Raw genomic sequence first — 21498 nt, 5'->3', positions numbered from 1 at the left:
TCCGGGGGCTCAGATGCCGAGCACCAGCTTGGCGATCAGGAAGTACACGACCAGGCCGGTGGCGTCCACGAACGTCGAGATGAACGGGTTGGAGAAGACGGCAGGGTCGGCTCCGACGGCCTTGGCGACCAGCGGCATCGTGCCGCCGACGGTGGCTGCCAAGCTGCACATGATCAGCAGCGTCAGGCCGATCACCAGGCCGATGCGCAGGTCGTAGAGCAGCGCCGTCGCGGCGAAACCGAGGCTGCCCATCACCAGGCCGAGCAGAGCGCCCGTGGCAAGCTCGCGCCCCATCACCTTGGCGACGTCACGGGGGCGGACCTCACCGAGGGCGAGCGCGCGGGTCACCGTCGTGGCCGCCTGGTTGCCGGTGTTTCCGCCCGTTCCGATCAGCAGCGGGATGAACACCGACAACACCACAAGCTGACTCAGCGTGTGCTCGAACACCTCCAGCACCTGCACGGTGAGGCTGGCCCCCACAGCGAGGAACAGGAGCCACACCAGGCGTGAGCGCACGATCCGGTTGATCGGGGTCGAGAGATAATGGCGTCGCAGCGGCTCGGTCCCGGCGAGGCGGGCCTGGTCCTCGGACTCGGCCTCCTCAAGGATGCGCAGGGCGTCGTCGACGGTCAGGATGCCGACGAGGCGCTCCTCCGAGTCGACGACCGGCAGCGCCAGGTGCCGACGCTCCGCGCAGCGTCTCGCGGCGTCCTCCGCCGACTCGGTGGCCAGGGCGGTGTCTGCTGGTGAGACCAGTTCCCCGACCAGCGTCGTCGGGTCCGCCGCTAGGAGATCGCGGAGGCTCACCACGCCCAGGAGGCGGCGGGCCTCGTCGGTGACGCAGATGGTGTAGATGGTCTCGGCGTCGCTGATGTTGGCCAGCACGCGCTCCAGTGCGGTGGCGACGTCGCGGTCGGCGTGGACGATGGCCACCTCCGGGCTCATCTCGCGCCCGATCGAACGCTTCGGGTAGCCGAGGACCCGGCTTGTAAGTTCGCGCTCGTCCGCGGCCAGGCCGGACATCAGCCTGGAGGCGACGCCTGCGGGGAGTTCGTCGAGGAGGCTCACCCTGTCGTCGGGGTCCATCGGCTCGAAGACGGCGGCCGTCTCGTCGTTGCGCAGCAGCTGCACCAGTTCGCCCTGGCTGGGCGGGTCCAGGAGTTCGAAGACCTCCAGCGCGCGGCCCTTGGACAGTAGCCGGAACGCGACGGCGCGCTCCTGCGCCCGGAGCCGGTCCAGTTCGTCGACCGTTTCGGCCAGGCCGGCGGTGGCGAGCATCTCCTGGGCGGCCTGCAGGTCCCGGGCGTCCAGGGCGCGCTCGAAGTCCTCGGAGTCCAGTGCGTGGGTGACAGCCATGGGGCCTCCCGGTGTGGGCGGGGTCAGACCGTGATCTCCAGCAACGTCTGGCCCTCTGAGAGGATACGTGCTCCGGGGGTGCCCTCCAGCGACAGCTCCACCCGCAGCCGCTGGCCCTCCGCACCCACGACGTCGTAGGCGAGGACCGTGTTGGACAACTCCACCGTCTCCGTGCGTGCCGTGGTCAGCCAGGAGTTGCGTCGGCGCAGCGAGATGAGGTCGGTGAGCAGCCGGTGCGCCCACTCACCGAGGGGGGACAGCTCGTCGGGAGACTCCGGGAACGGCGGGCGGATGTCGTCGTCGCCCCCGAGCCGTTCGGTCTTGCTGCCGGTGTAGGCCTGCTCGTCACCGTAGTAGACCGACGGGATCCCACCCACTGTGAACAGCACGACGTGGGCGAGCGCCGTGCGGGCGGAGTCGAGGAGGGTGGCGATGCGGGTGACGTCGTGGTTGCCGACGAAGGTCTGCGGGACGAACGAGCCGAGGAAGTCGTTGTGGCGCCGCAGGCTCCACTCGAGCTCGAACAGGTTGTTGTCGGTCAGCGAGCTCCAGATGGCCTTCCACAGTTCGTACTGGGTGACCGAGTCCATCCCCGTCTCCGCGACGATGGCGGGGTAGTCGCCATGGATGACCTCACCCAGGATCCAGGCGTCGGGGAACTCCGCGCGCACGCGGGGCAGGACCCGCTTCCAGAAGGCCGGCTCCACGGCGTAGGCCGCATCGAGTCGCCAGCCTGAGATGCCCCGTCGCAACCAGTGCAGCATGACGTCGACGACGAGGTCCTCTGCCGCGGCGGACGAGTGGTTGAGCTCGACGAGCGAGTCATGGCCCTCGAAGTTTGCAACCTCCCCGCTGGGGCTGATCTTGAACAGCTCGGACTCCGGTCCACCGTTGGCGGCGCTCAGGAAGCTGGGGTGGTTGCGCCCGACGTGGTTGAACACGCCGTCGAGGACGACCTTGATGCCGCGCTCGTGGCAGGCGGCGACGAGGTGGTCGAAGTCGGAGTCGTCGCCCAGGCGCGGGTCGATCCTGAAGTGGTCCAAGGTGTCATAGCCGTGGGTCTCGGACTCGAAGACCGGCCCCAGCAGCAGGCCGTTGCACCCGAGCTCGATGACGTACTCGAGCCAGTGTTCCAGTCGTCCCAGGCGATGGGTCAGCCCACGCTGGCCCTCGCCCGGCCGGACCGGGGCGCCGGTGAACCCCAAGGGGTACACGTGCCACCAGATTGCATGCTGCGACCAACTCATCGGCCAACCTCCCCGCATCGACGTCTGCCCACCGTAGCCCCCAGCCCCGTCGTGTCGCGAGTTCTCCACCGAGTTATCCACAGCAGTGGAAAACTACATGCGTGTAACTACGCGGTTGGCTTCCGCTCTCCAAGGGCGCCCGTGCTCAAGGCGTCTCGACATCGCTGCTTGACAACTGCCGCAGAAGCGTCAGCGCGTCGTCGAGGCGGTCGATGGGCACCAGCAGGTGGTCGTGGTGATGCCCGGCGATGACGTTGCAGCTGATCCCCGCCGTCGCCAGGGCGTTGCTCACCGCGGCGGTGAGGCCCACTGCGTCGAGTGCGGAGTGGACACGCAGCGTGATCCAACCGGCGACGAAGTCGTACGCAAGGCCGAGCCTGTCGGCGTCCTCCTGGGTCAGGACCACACTGAGTCCCTCCGGCTCGACGACGGTGGCCAGGATCGGTGAGCCGATGTCGCCGTCACCCACCGTGGCAAACACGAAGCGGCCAGGCTTCGGCTCGGGGGACATCGTCCTCAGCAACTCGTCAAGGTCACTCACGGCTATCACGTCGTCAATTCTGCTCGACCGCGATGCGAACGCCCACAGCCACTTGTGGAACCTCGCCCTTACGTGGGGCACACGAATATCCTCCGCTAAGCTCTGCTCCATCGCGGGGATCGCGGGATAGGCATGCAAGCAAGCATCCAACCAGGCAAGGGGACGTCCTCATGAGTGAATCCACTACACCGTCACGCCCGCTCGACTACGAACTGCTGATCCTGGGGCCGGTCCTGGTGCTGCTCCTATGGGTTAACGTCTCGGGACTGGCCAATCAGTGGGCCAGTGGTGACGTTGGTTGGCTCGAGCTGTTGCAGACGAGCCTCACCACCTGCTTCTATCTCCTACTGGTGGTGTTACTCGTCACGCGACGCCCGGCCAGACGAACGAGTCGCTCATGGGTGGCGACCATCGGCGCCTACCTGGGCACGTTCTTGCCATTTGCCATGATCTTGAACTTCGGCCCCATGGTCAGCAGCCCCGTACTGACGGTGATCTCGATAGCCGTGATGATCGTCGGCCTCGGGTTCAGCATCTATGCGGTCTCTTGGCTCGGCCGCAGCTTCGGAGCGGTTCCTGCGGCGCGCAGATTGGTACGCAAGGGGCCCTATCGGATTGTGCGCCATCCCCTTTACGCCGCGGAGTTCGTGACCTTCATCGGTGTGGTGCTGGGTCAGCTCACGCTCTTCAGCGCGGCGCTTTTCGCTGCTTCGGTCGCCGTCCAGGTCTACAGGGCACTTCAGGAGGAGAAAGTCCTCACGGAGGCATTTCCGGAGTACCAGGAGTACAGCGAACAGACGCGCCGCTTCATTCCGGGCGTCATCTGACGGCGCCTCACTCAAGCAGGTACCCACCATCGCAGGAAAGCCTTGGAAGGGGCATCGCATGATCCAGCCGACACGACAGGATTCGACGTTGCAGCACGTGATCGCGGAACTGGATGAGATGACGGACCCAAGGGTCCGCGAGGTGAATGAGAAGCACGGGGACGACCACGCCGTGAACCTCAGCCAGCTCCGTGCCGTCGCCAAGCGACTCAAGACCCAGCACGACCTCGCCCTTGACCTGTGGGGGACCGGCGACACCGCAGCCCGCCTCCTCGCGCTCCTCATCTGTCGTCCCAAGGCCTTCGGGCGGGATGAACTGGACACCATGCTGCGTGAGGCGCGCACGCCCAAGGTGCAGGACTGGCTGGTCAACTACGTGGTCAAGAAGTCACAGCACATGGAGGAACTGCGTCGGGCGTGGTTCGACGACCCGGATCCGGTGGTGGCCAGCGCCGGGTGGGCGCTCACCAGCGACCGCGTCACGAAGGACGCTGGCGGACTGGACCTGGCCCACCTCCTGGACCTCATCGAGGCGCAGATGAAGGACGCCCCCGACCGGCTGCAATGGGCGATGAACAACACCCTTGCGCAGATCGGGATAAGCCACGCCGGGCACCGCGCCCGCGCGATCGACATCGGGGAGCGCCTTGGAGTCCTGAAGGACTACCCGACCCCGCCCAACTGCACCTCGCCGTTCGCGCCGGTCTGGATCAACGAGATCGTGCGCCGCCAGCAGGCCGCCCAGTCCTAGCCGACCTCAGCCGTCGAGGTCCATGTCGCCTGCGAAGGTCCGGAACTCGCCGCGTTCGGAGTGGATGGTCCACAGCCGCTCGGCGAGCACCTGGGGGTCCTTGCGGGGATGGCCGGGGATGATGCCGCCGGGGATGATGAGCTGTCCGACGTGGATGTTGTCCGGGGCCAGCGCGTCGTGCAGCATCGCGCCGAGCGCCGACTCGCCAGCGAACGCCACGGAGGTGCCCGCGAACTTGGCGAGCGGCTGCACGGCGGTGCCCCCGTTGACGAGCAGCACCGTGCCGCCTCCCCTGAACCGCATGTGCTGCATCACGTGATGGACGGCGACGAGCGGTCCGTAGACGGAGAACTCGATGGCGGGCTGCAGGTCGTCGACGGTGGTCTCCAGGACCGGGCGCAGGAACTCCTTGGCTGGGAGCGGGCTGTACTGCAGAACGTCGATGGGGCCCAGGTCGGCCGCGGCGGCATCGAGAGCGGCGCGCAACGCGCCGTGGTCGCGGACGTTGGCGGAGTAGCCACGCGCCTCGATGCCCTCGCCGCGCAACTCCTCAGCCAGCGCGTTGACCCGATCCGCGGTGCGGGAGATGAGGGCAGCGGCGAAGCCTTCCTTCGCGAAGCGGCGGACGACGGCGGCGCCGAGGCCCGATCCGGCCCCGATGATGGCGATAGTGGGCATTTCTCACTCCTGACGAGGTGGTCTCCGATGACAGTTTTGAGCGTATCAACGGCCTTGTGTGCTGAAAGCGGGGGGTCCAACCGGCCGGGTTCGATGGCTCGACGTCAGGGTGTCAGCTGCCACCCGCGACCAGGCTCCGGTGGAGTAGGGCAGCGGCCTGCGCCACCTGGTCGGGGAGCGGTTTGGCGCCCTGGAGTTGCTCGCGCAGTGAGCCGCCCACCCACACGGTGATCGGCGGGACCACGTGGGCCAGCTTGTCGATGATGGATTGCGCCTGGGGCACCTCGGAGGGGGCGGTGACGCCAAGCACCGCGGCCCTGGGTCGGCTGTCGATCGCCGCGGCCAGCCAGGACTCGACCGGTACGTCGGCCCCGAGGTACACAACGGCCGACCCCAGCCGTCGCAGGCAGGTGGCGAAGCAGAACAGCATCAGGTCGTGGCGCGCTCCCGGGGGCAGGCCGACCAGGACGGGCTGGGCCGCGTTCGGCTCGGGTGCCGAGCTGTACACGACGGCGATGGCGCGCAGCAGCGCGGAACTCGCGAAGTGCTCCTGTGCCACGCTGAGGCGACCCGACTCCCAGGCCTCGCCGATGCGTCGCAGCTGGGCGGGCATCCACTCCTCGGCCACCTTCTCGAAAGGTGCGCTGTCGAAGGCATCCACGATTACCCGCCGCAGGCGGATGGGGTCCAGCGCCGCAGCTGCCTCGACCAGTTCGTCGTTGTCGGGGGGAGCGCCGGCGCTGGGCGTCGCGGAGTTGGTGGACCGGTTCCGCAAGGCGGCGGCGGCCCGGGAGGCCGGCACGCCGTCGTGCACCAGGGACGCCATTTCCCGCAACAGGGCGAGTTGCGCGTCGTCGTAGAGCCGGTAGCCCCCTGGGGAGCGCGTGGGCTCGACCACCTGGTAGCGGCGTTCCCAGGCGCGGAGGGTTGCCTCGGTCACTCCTGTTAGCAGCGACACCTGCTTGACGGTGTACAACGTGAGCCTCGCTTCCGGCGACCTGGCGCCCTCAGGGGAACACGCTACCAAAAGTTAGACAAACATTGAACAGGGCTTGCAGCGGTCACGGTTGGGGACTACAGTTTCACCAACATTAAACAAACATTGGACACGACATGGGCACGAAGTCAGCAAGCCGTCCCGCGACGCACACCGAGGCACCCGACGACGTCGTGCTCGTCGACGACGCCGGCCAGCCGGTGGGCCGTGCCGGACGCATCAGCGTCCACACCCACGCGACGCCGCTCCACCTGGCCTTCTCGACGTACTTGTTCAACGCTGCCGGCCAGGTGCTTGTGACGCGCCGCGCGCTGGAGAAGAAGACGTGGCCCGGCGTGTGGACCAACTCCTGCTGCGGACACCCGAAGCCGGGCGAGGGGCTGGAGGATGCGGCCAGGCGTCGGATCCGCGAGGAACTGGGCCTCCACATCGGACCGCTGGTGCCACTGCTGCCCGACTTCCGCTACCGGGCCACCGACGCGTCCGGAATCGTGGAGAACGAGATCTGCCCGGTGTTCGCCGGCTTCGTGAGCGACGAGCAGCCCACGCCCAACCCGTCCGAGGTCGCGGAGTGGGCCTGGGTGGACTGGGACAAGCTGGCCACCGCGGTGGCGGCAACGCCCAACGTCTACAGCCCTTGGGCGTCGCTGCAGGTGCCGCTGATCGAGTCGGCATTCCCCGGAGCGGCGCGCCTTGAGCGCCGCCCCGTCATCGACGTCGAGGCCGCGGTTCGCGACGTGGACGAGCTCCTCTCGGCCGAGATCGAGGCCCTCGACGGCCAGTGGCGCGGGTACCTGGAGGGGCTGGGCGTCGACGTCCTCCCCGCCGACCTCCCGCGCTGGCTGGGGGATCTGCTCGTGGGCCGCGGCAAGCGCCTGCGTGTAACCGTCGCCTACTGGGGCTTCATCGCGGCCGGGGGTGTCTCCGGGACGACCGCCTACCGCCACCTGATCCGGGCGGCTGCGGCGTTGGAGACGCTGCACCTGTTCGCGCTGGTCCACGACGACGTCATGGACGAGTCCGAGTGCCGCCGCGGCCGGCCCGCAGCGCACGTCGAGGCGGAGCGGTGGCACCGCGACTCCGGTGCCATGGGCGACCCGGCCGTCTTCGGCCGCAACCTCGCGATCCTGCTCGGGGACCTGGCCCACACCGTCGCCGACCGCCTCATCGACGGGCTTCCGCAGGCCCTCAGGGACGTCTGGTACGAGCTCATGCTGGAGCTGATCGTCGGTCAGCGTGCCGACCTCACCGGCGCCGCGGCTGGTCGCCGGGACAGGCCCCATGCCGAGCAGGTGGCCCGCCTGAAGTCCGGCCGCTACACCGTCGTGCGGCCGTTGCAGCTCGCAGCTGTGGCTGCCGGCGCACCGCCGGCCGTCGTCGGGCCGCTGCTCAGTTGTGGGGAGCACATGGGGTGGGCCTTCGCGCTGCGCGACGAGTACCTCGGCGTGTGGGGCGACCCCGAGATCACCGGGAAGCCCAGCAGCGACGACCTGCTCGAGGCCAAGGCGACGGTGGTGCTCTCCCTGGCACGTGACCGGCTGACGGGCCAGGCCGCGCAGCTGTTGGAGCGCCTCGGAACCCCGGGGTTCGGGCTCGACGACGTCGCCGCACTGGCCGCCGCCATGCGCGCGGCCGGGGTCGACGTCGAACTGGAAGGCCTGATCAAGGAGGCCGTCGACGACGCCCTTGCCTGCCTGGAAGGCAACCTGTTCACCGCTGACGGGGTCGACGGCATCCGCGCCGCCGCCCACGCCATGGCCTGGAGGAATGCATGATCCGACGTCGCTCACGACCCAGCCGCCGCGACGCGGGACCCATGGACGTGGTCGTCGTCGGCGCCGGGCTCTCCGGTCTGGCCGCTGCGATGCACCTGCGCGGTGCCGGTCACCGGGTCACGGTGCTGGAACGCGAGGAGGTGCCCGGCGGACGAAACGGCACCCTGGAGCGCGACGGCTTCCGGTTCGACACCGGCCCCACCGTCCTGACCATGGTGCCGCTCCTGGAGGACGCCTTCGCCGCCGTCGGAAGCTCGGTGGCCGAACACCTCAAACTGAAACTCCTTGACCCCGCCTATCACGCCTTCTTCGCCGACGGCTCGAGCCTGCGGGTGCGCCCGGGGCATGAGCTGATGCGCGCCGAGATCGCGGCCGAGTGCGGCTCCCGGGACGCGGCAGCCTTCGACCGCTTCGTGGACTGGCTGAAGAAGCTCAACGACGTCGAGGTCCCCAACTTCATCGACGTGAACTTCGACTCCCCGCTGGGGCTGTTCCGCAACCCGCTGGCCGCCGCCCGCCTCGTGCAACTCGGCGGGTTCGGGCGACTGGGCAGGGCGGTCGGGCGCCGGTTCGCCGACGAGCGCCTCCACCGGGTCTTCAGCTTCCAGGCCATGTACGCCGGAATGGCCCCGGCCCGGGCACTGGCCATCTACGCGGTCATCACCTACATGGACTCCATCGAGGGCGTCTGGTTCCCCGACGGCGGCATGCACGCCGTGCCGCGGGCGATGGCGGCGGCGGCGGCCGAGGCGGGCGTCGAGTTCCGCTACGAATGCACCGTCGAGCGCGTCGAGCAGGGCAGCGACGGAGCAGTCACGGGCGCCCGGCTGGCCGGCGGCGAACTGGTGGCGGCCGACGCCGTCGTCGTCACCGCGGACCTGCCCACCGCCTATGAACGCTTGTTGCCAAACCTGCGCCCGCCAAGGACTGTGCGTGGCGGGCAGTACTCGCCCAGCGCGCTGGTGTGGCACGTTGGCGTTCGGGGCGAGCTGCCGGCGGGGGTGGGGCACCACAACATCCACTTCGGGAAGGCGTGGGACGAGGCGTTCGCGGACCTGCTCGACCGTGGCGTGCCGATGGCCGACCCGTCGCGGTTCGTCGCCGTCCCTTCGCTCGACGACGACACCGCCGCCCCCGCCGGGCACCACAGCCTGTACGTGCTGGAACCGGTGCCGAACCTGCACGTCGGCAAGGTGGACTGGCACACCGAGGGGCCGAGGCTCCGCGACCGGATGCGGCACTCGCTCCAGGAGTTCGGCTATCCGAGCGAGATCGTGACGGAGGAACTCGTCACCCCGCTGGACTGGGAAAGCCAGGGCATGGCCGCGGGCACCCCCTTCGCGCTCGCCCACACCTTCCCCCAGACCGGGCCGTTCCGTCCCCGCAACGTCGACAAGCGGGCACCGGGTCTGGTCTTCGCAGGCTCCGGCACGACCCCGGGCGTCGGCATCCCGATGGTCCTGATCTCCGGCAAACTGGCGGCCAGACGTGTCGAGGGGATGCGGGGATGAGCGATCTTGAGGCCGGATACGAGCGCTGCGCCGTACTGACCCGGCAGTACGGCACCACCTACTACTGGGGCGCCCGGCTGCTGCCGAAGCGCCAGCGCCGCGACGTCTACTCCGTCTACGCGCTGTGCAGACTGGCCGACGACATCGTCGACGAGCCGGAGCGGGTGGACCTGGCCGTCCCGCAGCAGGGCTCGCCGGCGGAGCGACTCGCGACGTTCCGGGCCCAGTTCTTCGACGCCCTGGCCGCGGGCGGCTCGGACGAGCCGGTGATGGCGGCCATCGTCGACAGCATCCGGCGGCGCGGCACGGATCCGGAATGCTTCGAGCGGTTCTTCGACGCCATGGCCACAGACCTGTTCCAGGACACCTGGCCCACCTGGGACGCGCTCAGCAACGGCTACATGGAGGGGTCGGCGGCGGTGATCGGGGAGATGATGCTGCCGGTGCTGGAGCCCTACACCCCTGCGGCGAGGGAGCCGGCGCGGGCGCTCGGGAAGGCGTTCCAGTTGACCAACTTCCTCCGCGACGTCGGCGAGGACCTGGACCGCGGGCGCGTCTACATCCCCCAGGAGGACCTCGAACGCCACGGCGCGGACCCCCAGCTCAGGCGTGTGACGCCACAGTGGCGCGCGCTGATGGCCGAGCAGATCGAGCGCAACCGGGCGCTCTACGACGAGGCCCGCCCCGGACTTGCGATGCTGCCCCCCGCGTCGCGCCGCTGCGTCGGCACGGCGCTGGTGCTCTACAGCCGGATTCTGGACCGGATCGAGGCCGCGGACTACGACGTCTTCTCCGGGCGCATCCGCGTGCCCGGGCGGGAGAAGCTCGGCGTCGCGGCCCGCGCGGTCACCGTCGGCCTCAAGGTCTGAGAGTCCGCTGGTCGAGTGGCCGGTATCCGCTGGTCGAGTAGCCGGTATCCCGCTGGTCGAGTGGCCGGTAGTCCGCTGGTCGAGTAGCCGGTATCCCGCTGGTCGAGTGGCCGGTAGTCCGCTGGTCGAGTAGCCGGTATCCCGCTGGTCGAGTGGCCGGTATCCGCTGGTCGAGTAGCCGGCGAGGAACGAGTCGGCGTGTCGAGACCCCTGCGCCAAGACCCTTCCTCAGCGTCTGAGCAGACCCTTCATCGGTACGGTCCACAGGTCATGGCCCGCGACGCCCCAGCCCTCGAGCAGCGTGTTGGCCGCCATGAGCCCCGTGGTCGCCGCCCGTTCCATGAGGGCGACGGGATAGCCGCAGCGGACCCAGTCGCCGGCGAGCACCAGCCGCGGCGACGGCGTCGAAACCGCCGGGCGGTCGTCCCAGCGGTCGGGACCGATGAGCGTGCAGTCGTCGCGGACCAGCACCTCGCGCGCCACCACCCGTGCGGAGGCCGTCTCCGGGAACACCCGGTGGAGTTCCGCCTCCAACTGCTCCACCACATCGTCGGCGGCCGCGGGGTCGTCGATGATCCCCGGGTCGCAGGCGTAGGCGTGCAGTTCGACGACGGAGCCGTCGTTGGTACGCGCCCAGTCGGCCGCACCCGCTTCGAAGCGCTCCAGGACCGAGACGTTGTCCAGTGGCCCGTAGCCCGAGGTGCCCAGGAACGCGGGCCTGCCCGCCCACACCGGGGTCCCCAGCCAGAGCCGGACGACGACGAACGGCGGCGCATTCCTCGTCTCGGCGACGGTGTCCCGCCACTCCCGCAAACCTCGCGAGGGCGTCGACACACCCTCCGTCCGCAAGCCGGCCACCAGTTCCCGGGCCGTCCGCGGGTCAACGGCCAGGACGACGGCGTCGCCACGGATTCGCTCGCCGGCCACCACCACGGCCGCGGCGTCGTCGTCGAGGATGATCTCCTCGACTGGCGAACCGGTGCGGACCTCGACCCCCAGCCCCTTCAGGTACTCGCCCAACGGGGCCCACAGCACGGAGTCGTAGTCGTCATCGGGCACGTCGAACAGCAGCCCCTCGGCGGACCCGAGGAAGTAGGTGTGGAACATCGCCACCAGCTCGCCGGCACCGAACTCGGTTGGATCGGCGAAGAAGGAGCGCGCGAACACCTCCAGCGCCAGGTCCCGGGCGCCGGGCGGAAAGCGGAGCCGGTCGAGGAAGGCGGCCGCGGATTCGCCGTCGTAGTCGGAGTAGGTCTGGGGGAACCGGACCCGCAGCAACTCCAGCGCGGCTGGGACGTTCACCCTTGCCAGCGTCCGCAGGGTGAACGCGGGGCTCCGGGCGACGAACTGGAGCACCGAGAACGGCGGGGTCGTGGCCAGCCCCGTGAAGGAGTCGCGTACGCCGTCGGGCCGCTGGAGGGGGTAGTCATCGATGGGGACGAGGAAACCCAGTTCAGGGTCGACGCGGCGCAGCAGCCCGCGCAGGTTGTAGTACTGCCGGAAGAACGCGTGGAAGCCGCGGCTCATCGTGCGGTCGTCCTCCAGTGGCCACGACGCCACCCGCCCACCGAGCCGGGTCGAGGACTCCAGCACCGTGACCCGGACACCGCGCTCGGCCAGCGCTGCAGCGCTCGCAAGCCCCGCGATCCCTCCGCCCACCACCAGCACGTGCCTGTCCGCGTCGACGCGGGCGCGCCCGGCGGGTCCTGCGTGCCGCACGGCGCGGGGGTCCCGGCCGGGTCTGTCGGTGGTCATGGTTTCCCTTCCTCGGTTGGGGTTTCCGCTGCTCGACCGGTCGGGGCTTCCGCTGGTCGAGTAGCCGGTGAGGTACGAGCCGGCGTGTCGAGACCGTCGCGACCTTGCTGCTTGTTCGCGTGGGAGGTTGGGGTTTCCGCTGGTCGAGTAGCCGGCGAGGTACGAGCCGGCGTGTCTAGACCCTCCCGACCGTCCGGCTTCCGGGCGACGAAGGTGTGAAGCACACCGCGCTGCCAGCCGCGGGCTGTGTCGTGGGTGACGTCGGTGAAGCCGGCGGCCCGCAGCCGTCCGGCGAAGGCGTCGACGGCGTCGAAGCTCACGACGCTGCGCCACAGGTAGCGGTAGAGGCCGGGATTCCTGTCGATGATGGTGCCCAGCGGGATGATCACCGCGTGGCTGACCACGTCCCAGACCACCCGCGCGGCTCGGTCGCCCGCGACCGAGTACTCTTGGACCACCAGCCAGCCGCCCGGTCGCAACAGCTCGAAGACCTCGCCGATGGCGCGGTCGCGAAGCTCTGTGGGGACGTTGCGGAAGAGGTAGCACGTGAGGATGCCGTCGATGCTGCCTCGCCCGATGGCGTCGACGTCGATCTCGCCGGCCACCGCTCGCTCGAACCGCACCCGGGCAGGCCAGGACTTCGCCGTCGCTGCCGCGAGCATGCCCCGGGAGGCGTCGAGACCCAGGATCTCGGCGTCGGCCGGCGCTTCGGCCAGCAGGGCGCGGGTCGAGGCGCCGGACCCGCATGCGAGGTCTACGAGCCTGCGCTGCGTACTGCCATTGAGTCTGCCGACGAGTTTGGCGGCGGCCCGCTGCAGTTCGCGGTGGTAGCCGGGATTGAGGGCGACCATCAGGTCGTAGCGGGAGGCCCCGCGGTCGAAGGCGGCCGACGTCGTCATGCCACCTGCTCCCTGCGTCCGAGCCGGACCCAGACGATGATCGTGAGCGTGACCATGGCCCACCCGAAACCGAAGTCCTCGATCGGGATGTCCCAGGGCCAGCGCAGGCCCACGTGGTGCACCGGGTTGTAGAGCACGATCGGATCCGACAGCTTGGTCAGCCACCCGTCGACCAGCCCCTGGAAGAAGAAAACGATGGCCATCGAGATCCAGTACTGCGCCGAGCGGAAGATCCCGGTGCGCAGCCACAACAGCTCGATCCCGGCGACGAGGACCACCGCCAGCACGGTGAGGACGGTGTACTCAGGCATCCTCCTCACCCCGCATCCGGCGCAGCACGTAGCCGACCCCCTCGTAGCTCAGCAGGCCGCAGATCGGGATGACGATGAAGAAGACCAGCTCCTCGAGCGGCATGATCCCGAGCATGATGCCGGAGGTGAACTCGCTGCTGTAGCCCCAGTGGTCCCGTACGATCCCCAGGATGTCCCAGGCGATGAACAGCACCAGCACCGGCGCGATGGCCAGCGCCAGCCTCAGGGGTCGACGGTAGACCCGAGCCCGGAGCACGAACTCCAGCGGCAGCGTGATGAGCACGCAGGCCGCCATCAACAGCAGGTACTGGTAGCGGTCCATCAGTGTCCTTCCTTGCCCGGGGCCAGCCGGAGCGCAAGGCCGCGCAGTCGGTAGCCCTCGATCAGGTCATCCCAGCCGAGCGTGGGCTGGGCGACGACGTCGGGATCCCGGCTGAGCAGACGGGTCAGCAGGATGTCGGTCTCGGTGATGGCCAAGGGCTGTCCGGGGCAGCGGTGGGCGCCGTCTCCGAACGTGAGCACGGACTCGTCGACCCCCGGCGGGAGTTCGCGGCCGGGGCGCAGGTTGAGCGGTTCGGGACCGACGGCAGCCGGGTCCGCGTTGACCTGCCGGACGCAGACGTCGATGAGGTCGCCGGGTTGGATGGCGGCGGTGTGTTCGTCGTCGCCCACCTCGAAGGCGGCCTGGGCCCTGCGGTAGAGATGGCCGACGACGGGCTCCAGGCGGATGATCTCGTTGAGGATGGCGTGTCGCTCGGGACGCCCGGCCACCAGGTAACGCTGGCGGAGGGCGTCGTTTTCCAGCAGGTGCCAGGCGGCCATCGTGATGAACTCACGGGTGGTGACCATGCCGGCGGTGCCATAGGTGACGCACTCCACCAGGATGTCAGTGTCGGTGTAGCCCTCCGCGATGAGGTGGCTGATGATGTCGGCCCGGGGTTGACGCCGTCGCGCCCGGATGGCGGGGCGGACGTCGGAAAGGTAGAAGCGCACGATGGGTCCCAGCCCCAGGGCCGCTGCCTGCATCCACTGCTTCCGGGTGCGGCCGAGGTCGGGGCGGGACATGTCCACGGGCGGCTGCCGGAAGAACGCCTCCAGCCGCCTCGACATCGCGCGGACGGGCGACTCGGTCAGGCCCACGATCTTCGAGGTGACCTCGACGCTGAACCACAGCGCCAGCTCGTCGAGTGCGAAGCTCCGCTGGCGGCTGGTCTGCGCGATGAGCCGGTCCGCCAGGAGTTCGATGTCGCGCACGTAGCCCTCGACCACCTTGGGCGCGAAGAAGCGTGCGACCTTGGAGCGCTGCTCGTCGTGGAGGGCGCCGTCGGAGATGAGGATGGGGTGATGCTTGAGGAAACCCTTGGGGATGTACTCGGCGGTGAAGCCCGCTTGGGTCGTCAGGTGGCGCGCGCGCAGCACCTGGCGGGCGGTCGAGACCGAACGCACGCGCCAGACCCCCTGCTCCTTGCCCAATGAGGGCTTGCCGCCCTCGCCGGGTCTGGCGGCGCGGCGCAGATTCGGCTCGATCACATCTCGATCATGACCCATGAATGTGGGCTCCATGGTCGAACAAGGCTGCCTCCGGGACTGTCTGGTGCCTGAATCGTAGCGGACTTTGGACAAACCTTCGACAAGGAGTGTCGACGCCCCTTGGGGGCCAGGGGACCCCGCCGTCGGCCTTCATACTGTGCGACTCGATCCGCCTAGGGCAGACGGGAAACCATTTCCGCCAGCGCGAGCCGCACAGTTTGAAGGCGACCGAGTTTTCCACAGTCTGCAGACATCCTCCCGAAACGCCCCCCTGGGAGGCTGCAATGGAACTGTGCAACAGGAACTCCAAGCGCTCCTGGCCCCGGGCGGAGCGATCTCCAGGCGTGATCACCCTCAACTCGAGAACGCCATCCGCCACGCACTGGCAGCCGGCACGATAGTCCCCCTCCTCTGGGGCACCTACGCCGGCGCTGCGACCTTCCGGAGCGTCGCGGAGGCGGTGCAACTGTGGGACCCGCACTCCGTGCTGACGGGTGCCACCGCGGCGCACCTGTCATGGTGGCCGGAGCTGAGAGCCGACAAGGTCGAGGCGCTCAGCCGTCGCCGATCACGCAGGGACGTCTCGCTCCTCAACCTCACCCAGGGTGATTCGTTCCCTGAACTGGTCCACAAACCGGGGGAGTTGCGGCTCGCGCATCCGGCCTGGTCAGTGCTGGAGTTGACCGACACGCTCGGGGGCAAACCCATCGACGAGGCCCTCAGACGCCGGGCGACTTCTCTCAAGGCGATGTGGTGGGCGTTGGGCCTGATGCCGGGTCGAAGGGGCAACGTCAAGCGCCGCAGGCTCCTGGTGGAATCGCGGGCCGAGCCCTGGTCGGCCCTCGAGCGGGACGCGCACGTCCTGCTCCATGCAGCGGGGATCACCGGCTGGACGACGAACCACAAGCTCATCCTGCCGACGGGGGAAGTGCGGCTCCTGGACATCTGCTTCCCCGAGTACCGCTTCGGCGTGGAACTCGACGGCGAGCGTTACCACTCCAGTTCCGAGGCCTTCCATGCCGACAGGTACAAGGACATGTGGGCCGCCCGGCTGGGGTGGCGGATAGTTCGGTTGACCACCACCACACTGGCGGAGCTGGTGCCGACGATCCAGGCCTGCATCCCGGAACTGGGGCAACGCTCGGCCTGACGCCTTCATAGCGTGCAGGTCGGTCACACCCAGATCAGGGGCAACCCGTTTCTGCTGCGATGAGCCGCACATTGTGAAGGCGGGGCGTCAGAGCAGTGTCATGACCAGGCCCAGCACAAGCGTGAAGATCGGCGCCAGCAGGTGGTTGAGCCAGGTCAGCCAAGTGAGGCGCGGCTTGCGATCCTCGTCGAACGGGCCGGCGATCGGATCCTCGTCGAGCCTCCGGAAACTCCGCGAGAGCCCAAGGACCGTTCCCACCACCAGGAGGGCCAGGCCGACGCCCAGCACCCACCAGGCCGGGACCCAGGCCAACGTTCCAGGGATGAACAGTGCGCCAATGGTGGCGGCGAAGAACACCGAGTTGAGGCCGATGGCCAGCCAAGGCCGGTCGACGACCATCCGCAGGACCTGGGTGGCCTGCCGCACGAGGACGACGAAGGCGACCGCCAGCAGCCCCAACGCCACCAGCATCCCCACGGTCACCTCCAGCGGATCGCCGGCGAGCGCCTCGGGCAGCGCGTGGAGCGTCCCCAGCATGCCGGCGGTCTGGACTACGGCGGGCATCACGGCCCCGACGAGCTCGGCACGTTGAGGATCTGCCGCCTCCGCCAAGGCCACCGCATACGCCCGCGGGTCCCCGAATGCCACCCGGGCATCCTCCCCGGACTCGACCACGTGGGCGTTCACCTCGGCCAGCGACTCCCCGATCTGGACGCCGGGGAGGTCCCGCAGGCGCGCCTCGATGATGAATTCGCTGGTCCAGTGCGGGTCGACGTCGGGCGCGTGGGTGAGTTCGAGCTCGTGGTCCGGGACGCTCTTCATGATGGCTCCTTCTGGTCATTGCTGGCGGTGACGATGTTGGTGATGATGGAGGAGAACCGTGTCCAGTCCTCGGTGAGCGCGTCCAGGCGCGCCCGGCCCTTGTCGTTGAGCGTGTAGAACTTGCGGCCCGGGCCCGACTCGCCTGGCCGCCACTCGATCTCAACCTCGTCGGCCTTCTCGAGCCGCTTGAGGAGGGGGTAGAGGGTGCCTCCCTTGACTTCGCCCAGGCCCGCCCGGGTGAGGTGGGTGGCGATCTCGTACCCATAGGTGGGCCCGTCACGCAGCAGTCTCAGGACGCACAGGTCCAGGATCCCTCGCTGCCAGTCGGGCGGCCAGTAGTCGTTGCTCATGACTAGATCATAGATCAGTCTAGTCTATCTGTCTACCTAGTGCCTCCACCCCAAACGTCGGCGACGTAATCTTCAGGCATGGCGCGTTCCACTACCTCCGGCCGCGACGTCGTAGACGCCACCCCGGAGGTGCTCCCGCGTGCTCTGCCGGTACGCGGAGTCGGGTGGCTGCAACTGGCCTGCGCGGTCCTAGCCGGCCTCGCGGTGGGGGCGGGCTTCGAGCCGATCGGGTGGTGGCCTGCCACGATCGCGGGGACGGCGGCGCTCGTCGGCTTGGTGCGACGAGTCCGGCGGCCGGCCTTCGCGACCACCCTCGGGTACGCCTTCGGCTTGGGCCTGACCTCGCTCACCCTCAACTGGATGGCCAACATCCACCCGGCGGTCGCCGTCGGGCTGATCGCCTTCATGTCGTGCTGGTACGCGCTGCTGGGTCTGATGCTGCACCTGGCCGGGCGCAGCCGTTGGTGGCCGCTGCTGGCCGCGGTCTCCTGGGTGGCCGTCGACTTCGCGTCCGCGCGGTTCCCGTTCGGCGGCTTCGGTTGGCTGCGGCTGGGATACCCGATGCTCGATTCACCGCTGGCCGGACTGCTTCCGCTGGTGGGCGTCGCGGGCCTCGGTTCCGCGACGGCGCTCCTCGCTGCACTCCTGGCCTGGGTGATCTCGGGCCGGAGCCGACGACGAGTCCTGGCTGCCGGGGCCCTGACTGTTGCCATCGCCTCGGCATCGGCCGTCGGATGGACCCAGCCCCCAGCCGCCTCCGACGGCGTCGCCACCCTCGGGTGGGTCCAGGGTGGGGCGCCGGGCGGCGGGGTCTACGGGCTGGGCCCACCGCGGACCATCACGACCAACCAGGCGGCGGCCACCGTCGCCCTGGCGCAGGAGGTCGCTGCCGGAAGGCAACCGACCCCCGATTTCGTGGTCTGGCCCGAGAACTCAACGGATCTGGACCCGGACGGCGACGCCGTGACGTCGGCTCTGGTCCGTGACGCGGTGTCGGCCATCGGTCGCCCTGTCCTGGTGGGTTCCATCCTCGACGGGCCCGGGTCGGGCGAGCGCCGCACCGCCTCCCAGTGGCGGGAGCCTGACGGCACCGTCGGCCCCACCTACGTGAAGCGCTCCATCGTGCCCTTCGGGGAATGGATCCCCTTCCGCGACTTCCTCCTACCGCTGGTGCCCATCCTCGAATACGTGGGCGACCAGTCCGTCGCGGGCACGGAGCCGGGTCTCCTCGACGTCGAGCTGGCCGACGGGCGACCGGTCACATTGGGGGTCCTCGTCTGCTTCGACGTCGCCTTCGACCCGGTCGTCCACGACGTCGCGGCCGCGGACCTGCTGGTGGTCCAGAGCAGCAACGCCATGTACCAGGGCACCGGTCAGATCGAGCAGCAGTTCGCCATCACCCGCGCCCGCGCGGCCGAGTTGCGGCGTGAGATCCTCGTCGTCACCACCAGCGGAGTGAGCGGCCTCATCGGCCCCGACGGCGCGGCGCTCATGCGCGAGACCGGACCGGAGGCGGCCAAGGGCGTTGTGAAAATCCCCCTGCGCACCGGGGTGACGACGGCGTCGTGGCTGGCGGGACCGCTGGAGTTGGGTCTGGCGGTGCTCGCAGGCGCATGGCTCGCAGCCCTGCTGGTGGAGCCGACCAGACGCCGCCGAGCCGTCCCGCGGACTCCCTCCCTGCCCTGATCTTGCCAGCGCACAGAGTTGCGGATACAGTGTTGTATACCTTAGACAAACATTGGACAGGTAATGAGCACATCGACGCAGGAAACTGCCCGCCCCGGGGCTGAGAACAACCCTCCGGCAAAGCCGGGCAGGACGGGCAAGCCGCCTGCGTGGCTTCGGATAGGCATCCCGATCGTCCTGATCCTGGTGTGGCTCGCGGGCGCAGGCATCGGTGGCCCGTACTTCGGCAAGGTGGGCGAGGTGGCGTCGAACGACCGGGCGTCGTTCCTGCCCGCCAGCTCCGACGCCACCCTCGTCGGGGAGCGCTTCACCGACTTCGTCGGCGAGGAGAGCATCCCGGCGATAGTCATCTTCACCGCGGAGTCCGCCATCGACGGTCCGACGCTCGCGGAACTCGGGGCAATCGTCGAGGGACTCGCGGAGCTCGAGTCGGTCGAGTCTGTATCTCCCCTCATCCCCTCCGACGACGGGCTCGCGGCGCAGGCCTTCATTCCACTGGACGCGCAGGGTGAACTGGGTGACTCCGTCGCCGAGGTCCGCGCCAGCATCGCCGAACAGGTTCCCGACGGCATCACCCACAACGTCACCGGACCGGCGGGCTTCTCCGCCGACCTCGGCGAGGCGTTCGGGGGCATCGACGGCCTGCTGCTCGCCGTCGCGCTGGGTGCGGTGCTGGTGATCCTGCTCGTGGTCTACCGCTCCCTGCTGCTGCCCTTCCTGGTGCTGTTCACCAGCCTGTTCGCCCTGTGCGTGGCGCTGCTCGTCAACTGGTGGCTCGCCAAGTGGGAGGTCCTCTCCCTCAACGGCCAGACCCAGGGCATCCTGTTCATCCTCGTGATCGGCGCGGCCACCGACTACGCCCTGCTCTACACTGCCAGGTACTCCGAGGAACTGCGCCGCAACGCCTCGCGCTTCGAGGCGACTGTGAAGACGCTCAAGGGGTCACTGGAGCCGATCCTCGCCTCCGGCGGCACCGTGATCGCTGGCCTGCTCTGCCTGCTTTTCAGTGACCTCGCCTCCAACAAGTCGCTCGGTCCGGTGGCCGCCATCGGCATCGTGTTCGCCATGCTCTCCGCTCTGACCCTGCTGCCGGCAATGCTGCTGCTGCTCGGCCGGGCCGCGTTCTGGCCCCGTCGCCCCAAGTACGACCCCGACCGCGACTCCGAGACCTGGGTCAACCGCGGCCTCTACGCGGCCACGGGGCGGTTCATCGCCAAGCGGCCGCGGATCGTGTGGATCGTCTGCGTCGTCCTGCTCGCAGTCGGAGCAGCATTCGCTCCCACCCTCAAGGCCGACGGCGTCGCTACCAGTGACCTGGTGCTGGGTGCCTCCGATGCCCGCGACGGCCAGGAGGCAGTCGCGGAACACTTCCCGGGCGGCTCGGGTGATCCAGCCAACATACTGACCCGGGAAGCGGACCTGCAGGAGGTCTCGAACATCCTCCTGGGGATCGACGGCGTGGAGTCGGTCACCGTGCTGGCCCAGGACAGCCCGTCCGGGTCGGCGCCTGTGACCTCCGAGGGCATCCAGCCCTTGGGGCCGCCCGGGACGCCTGCTCCCGAGCCCACCGTCAACGACGGCGACGTCATGCTCCAGGCCACGCTCGCCTACCCCGGCGACAGCATCGAGGCGGAGGAAGTCGTTCGTGACATCCGCGACCAGCTGGATGGCACGGCCCTCGTCGGCGGCACCACCGCGGTCTCCATCGACACCAACGAGACCTCCATCCGGGACCGCAACCTGATCATCCCGATCGTGCTCGTCGTGATCCTGGTCATCCTCATGGCGCTCCTGCGCAGCGTGCTGGCGCCGGTGCTGCTGGTGGCCACCACTGTGCTGTCGTTCGGCACAGCGATGGGGACCGCCGCGCTGGTGTTCAACCACCTCCTCGGGCTGCCGGGAGCCGATCCGTCGGTGCCCCTGTACGGGTTCGTGTTCCTCGTGGCGCTGGGGATCGACTACAACATCTTCCTGATGACCCGCGTCCGGGAGGAGTCCCTCCAGCACGGCACCCGCGCCGGCATCCTCAGAGGTCTGGCGGTGACGGGCGGGGTGATCACTTCGGCAGGCATCGTGCTGGCGGCGACGTTCGCGGCCCTCGCCGTCATCCCCATCCTGTTCCTGCTGCAGTTGGCGTTCATCGTCGCCTTCGGCGTGCTGCTCGACACCTTCTTCGTGCGGACGCTGCTGGTGCCTGCGCTGGGCCTGGACATCGGTCCCCGCCTGTGGTGGCCCAGCCGACTCGCCGCCGACGCGCCCGAGCCCCGGCACGCAGAGTCGGAGCCGGTCGCGAGCCGCTAGGCGCGGCGGGCGAGGGGTGGGGGCACCCTTCGCCCGCTCCGGGCGCGGAGTGAGTCAAGACGACACGCCGGTCGGGCAACGGCTTATTGGGAATTTTGCGGGTATCCCTTGCGGAGGCGGGCGGACCGGAGTAGAACTCTGT

General features: G+C 69.1%; 20 protein-coding genes and 1 pseudogene. 9 read left to right on the top strand and 12 right to left on the bottom strand.

Going from position 1 to position 21498, the window contains the following annotated elements:
- Positions 1-9 precede the first annotated feature (9 nt).
- The 3 genes from mgtE to LKO27_RS11885 all read right to left on the bottom strand — a co-directional run bounded on the left by mgtE (position 10) and on the right by LKO27_RS11885 (position 3153).
- Positions 10-1356 (bottom strand): magnesium transporter, encoded by a 1347-nt coding sequence (mgtE, locus tag LKO27_RS11895; protein WP_227737725.1) that lies wholly within the window; start codon positions 1354-1356, stop codon positions 10-12.
- A 23-nt stretch (positions 1357-1379) separates the two neighbouring features.
- Positions 1380-2603 carry an alpha-amylase family protein gene (locus LKO27_RS11890; protein ID WP_227737724.1) on the bottom strand — a complete coding sequence of 408 codons (1224 nt, stop codon included), beginning with the start codon at positions 2601-2603 and terminating at the stop codon, positions 1380-1382.
- Between the two features lie 145 nt (positions 2604-2748).
- The gene (locus LKO27_RS11885) at positions 2749-3153 is read right to left on the bottom strand and encodes an ACT domain-containing protein (protein WP_227737723.1); all 405 of its coding nucleotides are present in this window, start codon (positions 3151-3153) and stop codon (positions 2749-2751) included.
- Positions 3154-3314: 161 nt separating this feature from the next.
- On the opposite strand from LKO27_RS11885, the gene LKO27_RS11880 reads away from it, so the two are divergent.
- Positions 3315-3971 (top strand): isoprenylcysteine carboxylmethyltransferase family protein, encoded by a 657-nt coding sequence (locus tag LKO27_RS11880; protein ID WP_227737722.1) that lies wholly within the window; start codon positions 3315-3317, stop codon positions 3969-3971.
- Between the two features lie 58 nt (positions 3972-4029).
- The gene (locus tag LKO27_RS11875; protein WP_227737721.1) at positions 4030-4722 is read left to right on the top strand and encodes a DNA alkylation repair protein; all 693 of its coding nucleotides are present in this window, start codon (positions 4030-4032) and stop codon (positions 4720-4722) included.
- Between the two features lie 6 nt (positions 4723-4728).
- On the opposite strand, the gene LKO27_RS11870 is transcribed toward LKO27_RS11875, so the two are convergent.
- Both LKO27_RS11870 and LKO27_RS11865 read right to left on the bottom strand, forming a co-directional pair.
- Positions 4729-5400, bottom strand: a complete 672-nt coding sequence (locus LKO27_RS11870; RefSeq protein WP_227737720.1) for an SDR family oxidoreductase — start codon at positions 5398-5400, stop codon at positions 4729-4731.
- Between the two features lie 112 nt (positions 5401-5512).
- Positions 5513-6376, bottom strand: a complete 864-nt coding sequence (locus tag LKO27_RS11865) for a MerR family transcriptional regulator (RefSeq protein ID WP_227737719.1) — start codon at positions 6374-6376, stop codon at positions 5513-5515.
- 137 nt (positions 6377-6513) lie between these two features.
- Here LKO27_RS11865 and idi point away from each other — a divergent pair.
- The 4 genes and pseudogenes from idi to LKO27_RS11850 form a co-directional block, all read left to right on the top strand.
- Positions 6514-7053: pseudogene (gene idi, locus LKO27_RS15615) on the top strand (isopentenyl-diphosphate Delta-isomerase); the annotation flags it as partial.
- The gene (locus LKO27_RS11860; protein ID WP_370630021.1) at positions 7051-8172 is read left to right on the top strand and encodes a polyprenyl synthetase family protein; all 1122 of its coding nucleotides are present in this window, start codon (positions 7051-7053) and stop codon (positions 8170-8172) included. The pseudogene idi and the gene LKO27_RS11860, both read left to right, overlap by 3 nt.
- A complete protein-coding gene (gene crtI / locus LKO27_RS11855) occupies positions 8169-9683 on the top strand; it encodes a phytoene desaturase family protein (RefSeq protein WP_227737717.1) in 1515 nt (504 codons plus the stop codon). Before LKO27_RS11860 ends, crtI begins: the two co-directional genes overlap by 4 nt.
- Positions 9680-10552: a phytoene/squalene synthase family protein gene (locus tag LKO27_RS11850; protein ID WP_227737716.1), complete on the top strand. Its 873-nt coding sequence runs from the start codon at positions 9680-9682 to the stop codon at positions 10550-10552. The genes crtI and LKO27_RS11850 overlap by 4 nt, the downstream gene beginning before the upstream one ends.
- A gap of 228 nt (positions 10553-10780) precedes the next feature.
- Here the strand turns inward: LKO27_RS11850 and LKO27_RS11845 are convergent, their stop codons facing one another.
- Genes LKO27_RS11845 through LKO27_RS11825 form a run of 5 tightly spaced genes read right to left on the bottom strand, consistent with a single transcriptional unit; the run spans position 10781 to position 15047 of the window.
- Positions 10781-12307 carry an FAD-dependent oxidoreductase gene (locus tag LKO27_RS11845; protein ID WP_227737715.1) on the bottom strand — a complete coding sequence of 509 codons (1527 nt, stop codon included), beginning with the start codon at positions 12305-12307 and terminating at the stop codon, positions 10781-10783.
- The gene (locus LKO27_RS11840) at positions 12304-13206 is read right to left on the bottom strand and encodes a class I SAM-dependent methyltransferase (RefSeq protein ID WP_227737714.1); all 903 of its coding nucleotides are present in this window, start codon (positions 13204-13206) and stop codon (positions 12304-12306) included. Before LKO27_RS11840 ends, LKO27_RS11845 begins: the two co-directional genes overlap by 4 nt.
- The gene (locus LKO27_RS11835; protein WP_227737713.1) at positions 13203-13517 is read right to left on the bottom strand and encodes a lycopene cyclase domain-containing protein; all 315 of its coding nucleotides are present in this window, start codon (positions 13515-13517) and stop codon (positions 13203-13205) included. The genes LKO27_RS11840 and LKO27_RS11835 overlap by 4 nt, the downstream gene beginning before the upstream one ends.
- Complete coding sequence (locus LKO27_RS11830) at positions 13510-13839, bottom strand: lycopene cyclase domain-containing protein (RefSeq protein WP_304650900.1); 330 nt, start codon at positions 13837-13839, stop codon at positions 13510-13512. Before LKO27_RS11830 ends, LKO27_RS11835 begins: the two co-directional genes overlap by 8 nt.
- Positions 13839-15047 carry a cytochrome P450 gene (locus tag LKO27_RS11825; protein ID WP_227737712.1) on the bottom strand — a complete coding sequence of 403 codons (1209 nt, stop codon included), beginning with the start codon at positions 15045-15047 and terminating at the stop codon, positions 13839-13841. The genes LKO27_RS11830 and LKO27_RS11825 overlap by 1 nt, the downstream gene beginning before the upstream one ends.
- A gap of 292 nt (positions 15048-15339) precedes the next feature.
- On the opposite strand from LKO27_RS11825, the gene LKO27_RS11820 reads away from it, so the two are divergent.
- The gene (locus LKO27_RS11820) at positions 15340-16197 is read left to right on the top strand and encodes a hypothetical protein (protein WP_227737711.1); all 858 of its coding nucleotides are present in this window, start codon (positions 15340-15342) and stop codon (positions 16195-16197) included.
- Between the two features lie 87 nt (positions 16198-16284).
- Here LKO27_RS11820 and LKO27_RS11815 read toward each other — a convergent pair whose 3' ends face one another.
- Entirely contained in the window at positions 16285-17019 is a 735-nt protein-coding gene (locus tag LKO27_RS11815) for a hypothetical protein (RefSeq protein ID WP_227737710.1), read from the bottom strand.
- A complete protein-coding gene (locus tag LKO27_RS11810; protein ID WP_227737709.1) occupies positions 17016-17369 on the bottom strand; it encodes a PadR family transcriptional regulator in 354 nt (117 codons plus the stop codon). The genes LKO27_RS11815 and LKO27_RS11810 overlap by 4 nt, the downstream gene beginning before the upstream one ends.
- A gap of 78 nt (positions 17370-17447) precedes the next feature.
- Here LKO27_RS11810 and lnt point away from each other — a divergent pair, with 78 nt between their 5' ends.
- Together lnt and LKO27_RS11800 are read left to right on the top strand one after the other, a co-directional pair.
- Positions 17448-19055 carry an apolipoprotein N-acyltransferase gene (gene lnt, locus LKO27_RS11805; RefSeq protein ID WP_227737708.1) on the top strand — a complete coding sequence of 536 codons (1608 nt, stop codon included), beginning with the start codon at positions 17448-17450 and terminating at the stop codon, positions 19053-19055.
- A gap of 63 nt (positions 19056-19118) precedes the next feature.
- On the top strand, positions 19119-21356 hold the full coding sequence (locus LKO27_RS11800; RefSeq protein ID WP_227737707.1) for an efflux RND transporter permease subunit: 2238 nt from the start codon (positions 19119-19121) through the stop codon (positions 21354-21356).
- The last annotated feature ends 142 nt before the right edge of the window (positions 21357-21498 follow it).

The sequence above is a fragment of the Tessaracoccus sp. OS52 genome (assembly GCF_020687685.1).
In the GTDB taxonomy this organism is placed as follows: Bacteria; Actinomycetota; Actinomycetes; order Propionibacteriales; family Propionibacteriaceae; genus Arachnia.
Note: the sequence above shows the minus strand (reverse complement) of the source record. Positions and strands in the feature narration are given on the sequence as shown.

Coding starts and splice junctions, on each gene's coding strand:
- mgtE (WP_227737725.1), bottom strand. CDS start 1,356: ATGGCTGTCACCCACGCACTGGACTCCGAGGACTTCGAGCGCGCCCTG.
- LKO27_RS11890 (WP_227737724.1), bottom strand. CDS start 2,603: ATGAGTTGGTCGCAGCATGCAATCTGGTGGCACGTGTACCCCTTGGGG.
- LKO27_RS11880 (WP_227737722.1), top strand. CDS start 3,315: ATGAGTGAATCCACTACACCGTCACGCCCGCTCGACTACGAACTGCTG.
- LKO27_RS11875 (WP_227737721.1), top strand. CDS start 4,030: ATGATCCAGCCGACACGACAGGATTCGACGTTGCAGCACGTGATCGCG.
- LKO27_RS11870 (WP_227737720.1), bottom strand. CDS start 5,400: ATGCCCACTATCGCCATCATCGGGGCCGGATCGGGCCTCGGCGCCGCC.
- crtI (WP_227737717.1), top strand. CDS start 8,169: ATGATCCGACGTCGCTCACGACCCAGCCGCCGCGACGCGGGACCCATG.
- LKO27_RS11850 (WP_227737716.1), top strand. CDS start 9,680: ATGAGCGATCTTGAGGCCGGATACGAGCGCTGCGCCGTACTGACCCGG.
- LKO27_RS11845 (WP_227737715.1), bottom strand. CDS start 12,307: ATGACCACCGACAGACCCGGCCGGGACCCCCGCGCCGTGCGGCACGCA.
- LKO27_RS11840 (WP_227737714.1), bottom strand. CDS start 13,206: ATGACGACGTCGGCCGCCTTCGACCGCGGGGCCTCCCGCTACGACCTG.
- LKO27_RS11835 (WP_227737713.1), bottom strand. CDS start 13,517: ATGCCTGAGTACACCGTCCTCACCGTGCTGGCGGTGGTCCTCGTCGCC.
- LKO27_RS11830 (WP_304650900.1), bottom strand. CDS start 13,839: ATGGACCGCTACCAGTACCTGCTGTTGATGGCGGCCTGCGTGCTCATC.
- LKO27_RS11815 (WP_227737710.1), bottom strand. CDS start 17,019: ATGAAGAGCGTCCCGGACCACGAGCTCGAACTCACCCACGCGCCCGAC.
- LKO27_RS11810 (WP_227737709.1), bottom strand. CDS start 17,369: ATGAGCAACGACTACTGGCCGCCCGACTGGCAGCGAGGGATCCTGGAC.
- lnt (WP_227737708.1), top strand. CDS start 17,448: ATGGCGCGTTCCACTACCTCCGGCCGCGACGTCGTAGACGCCACCCCG.
- LKO27_RS11800 (WP_227737707.1), top strand. CDS start 19,119: ATGAGCACATCGACGCAGGAAACTGCCCGCCCCGGGGCTGAGAACAAC.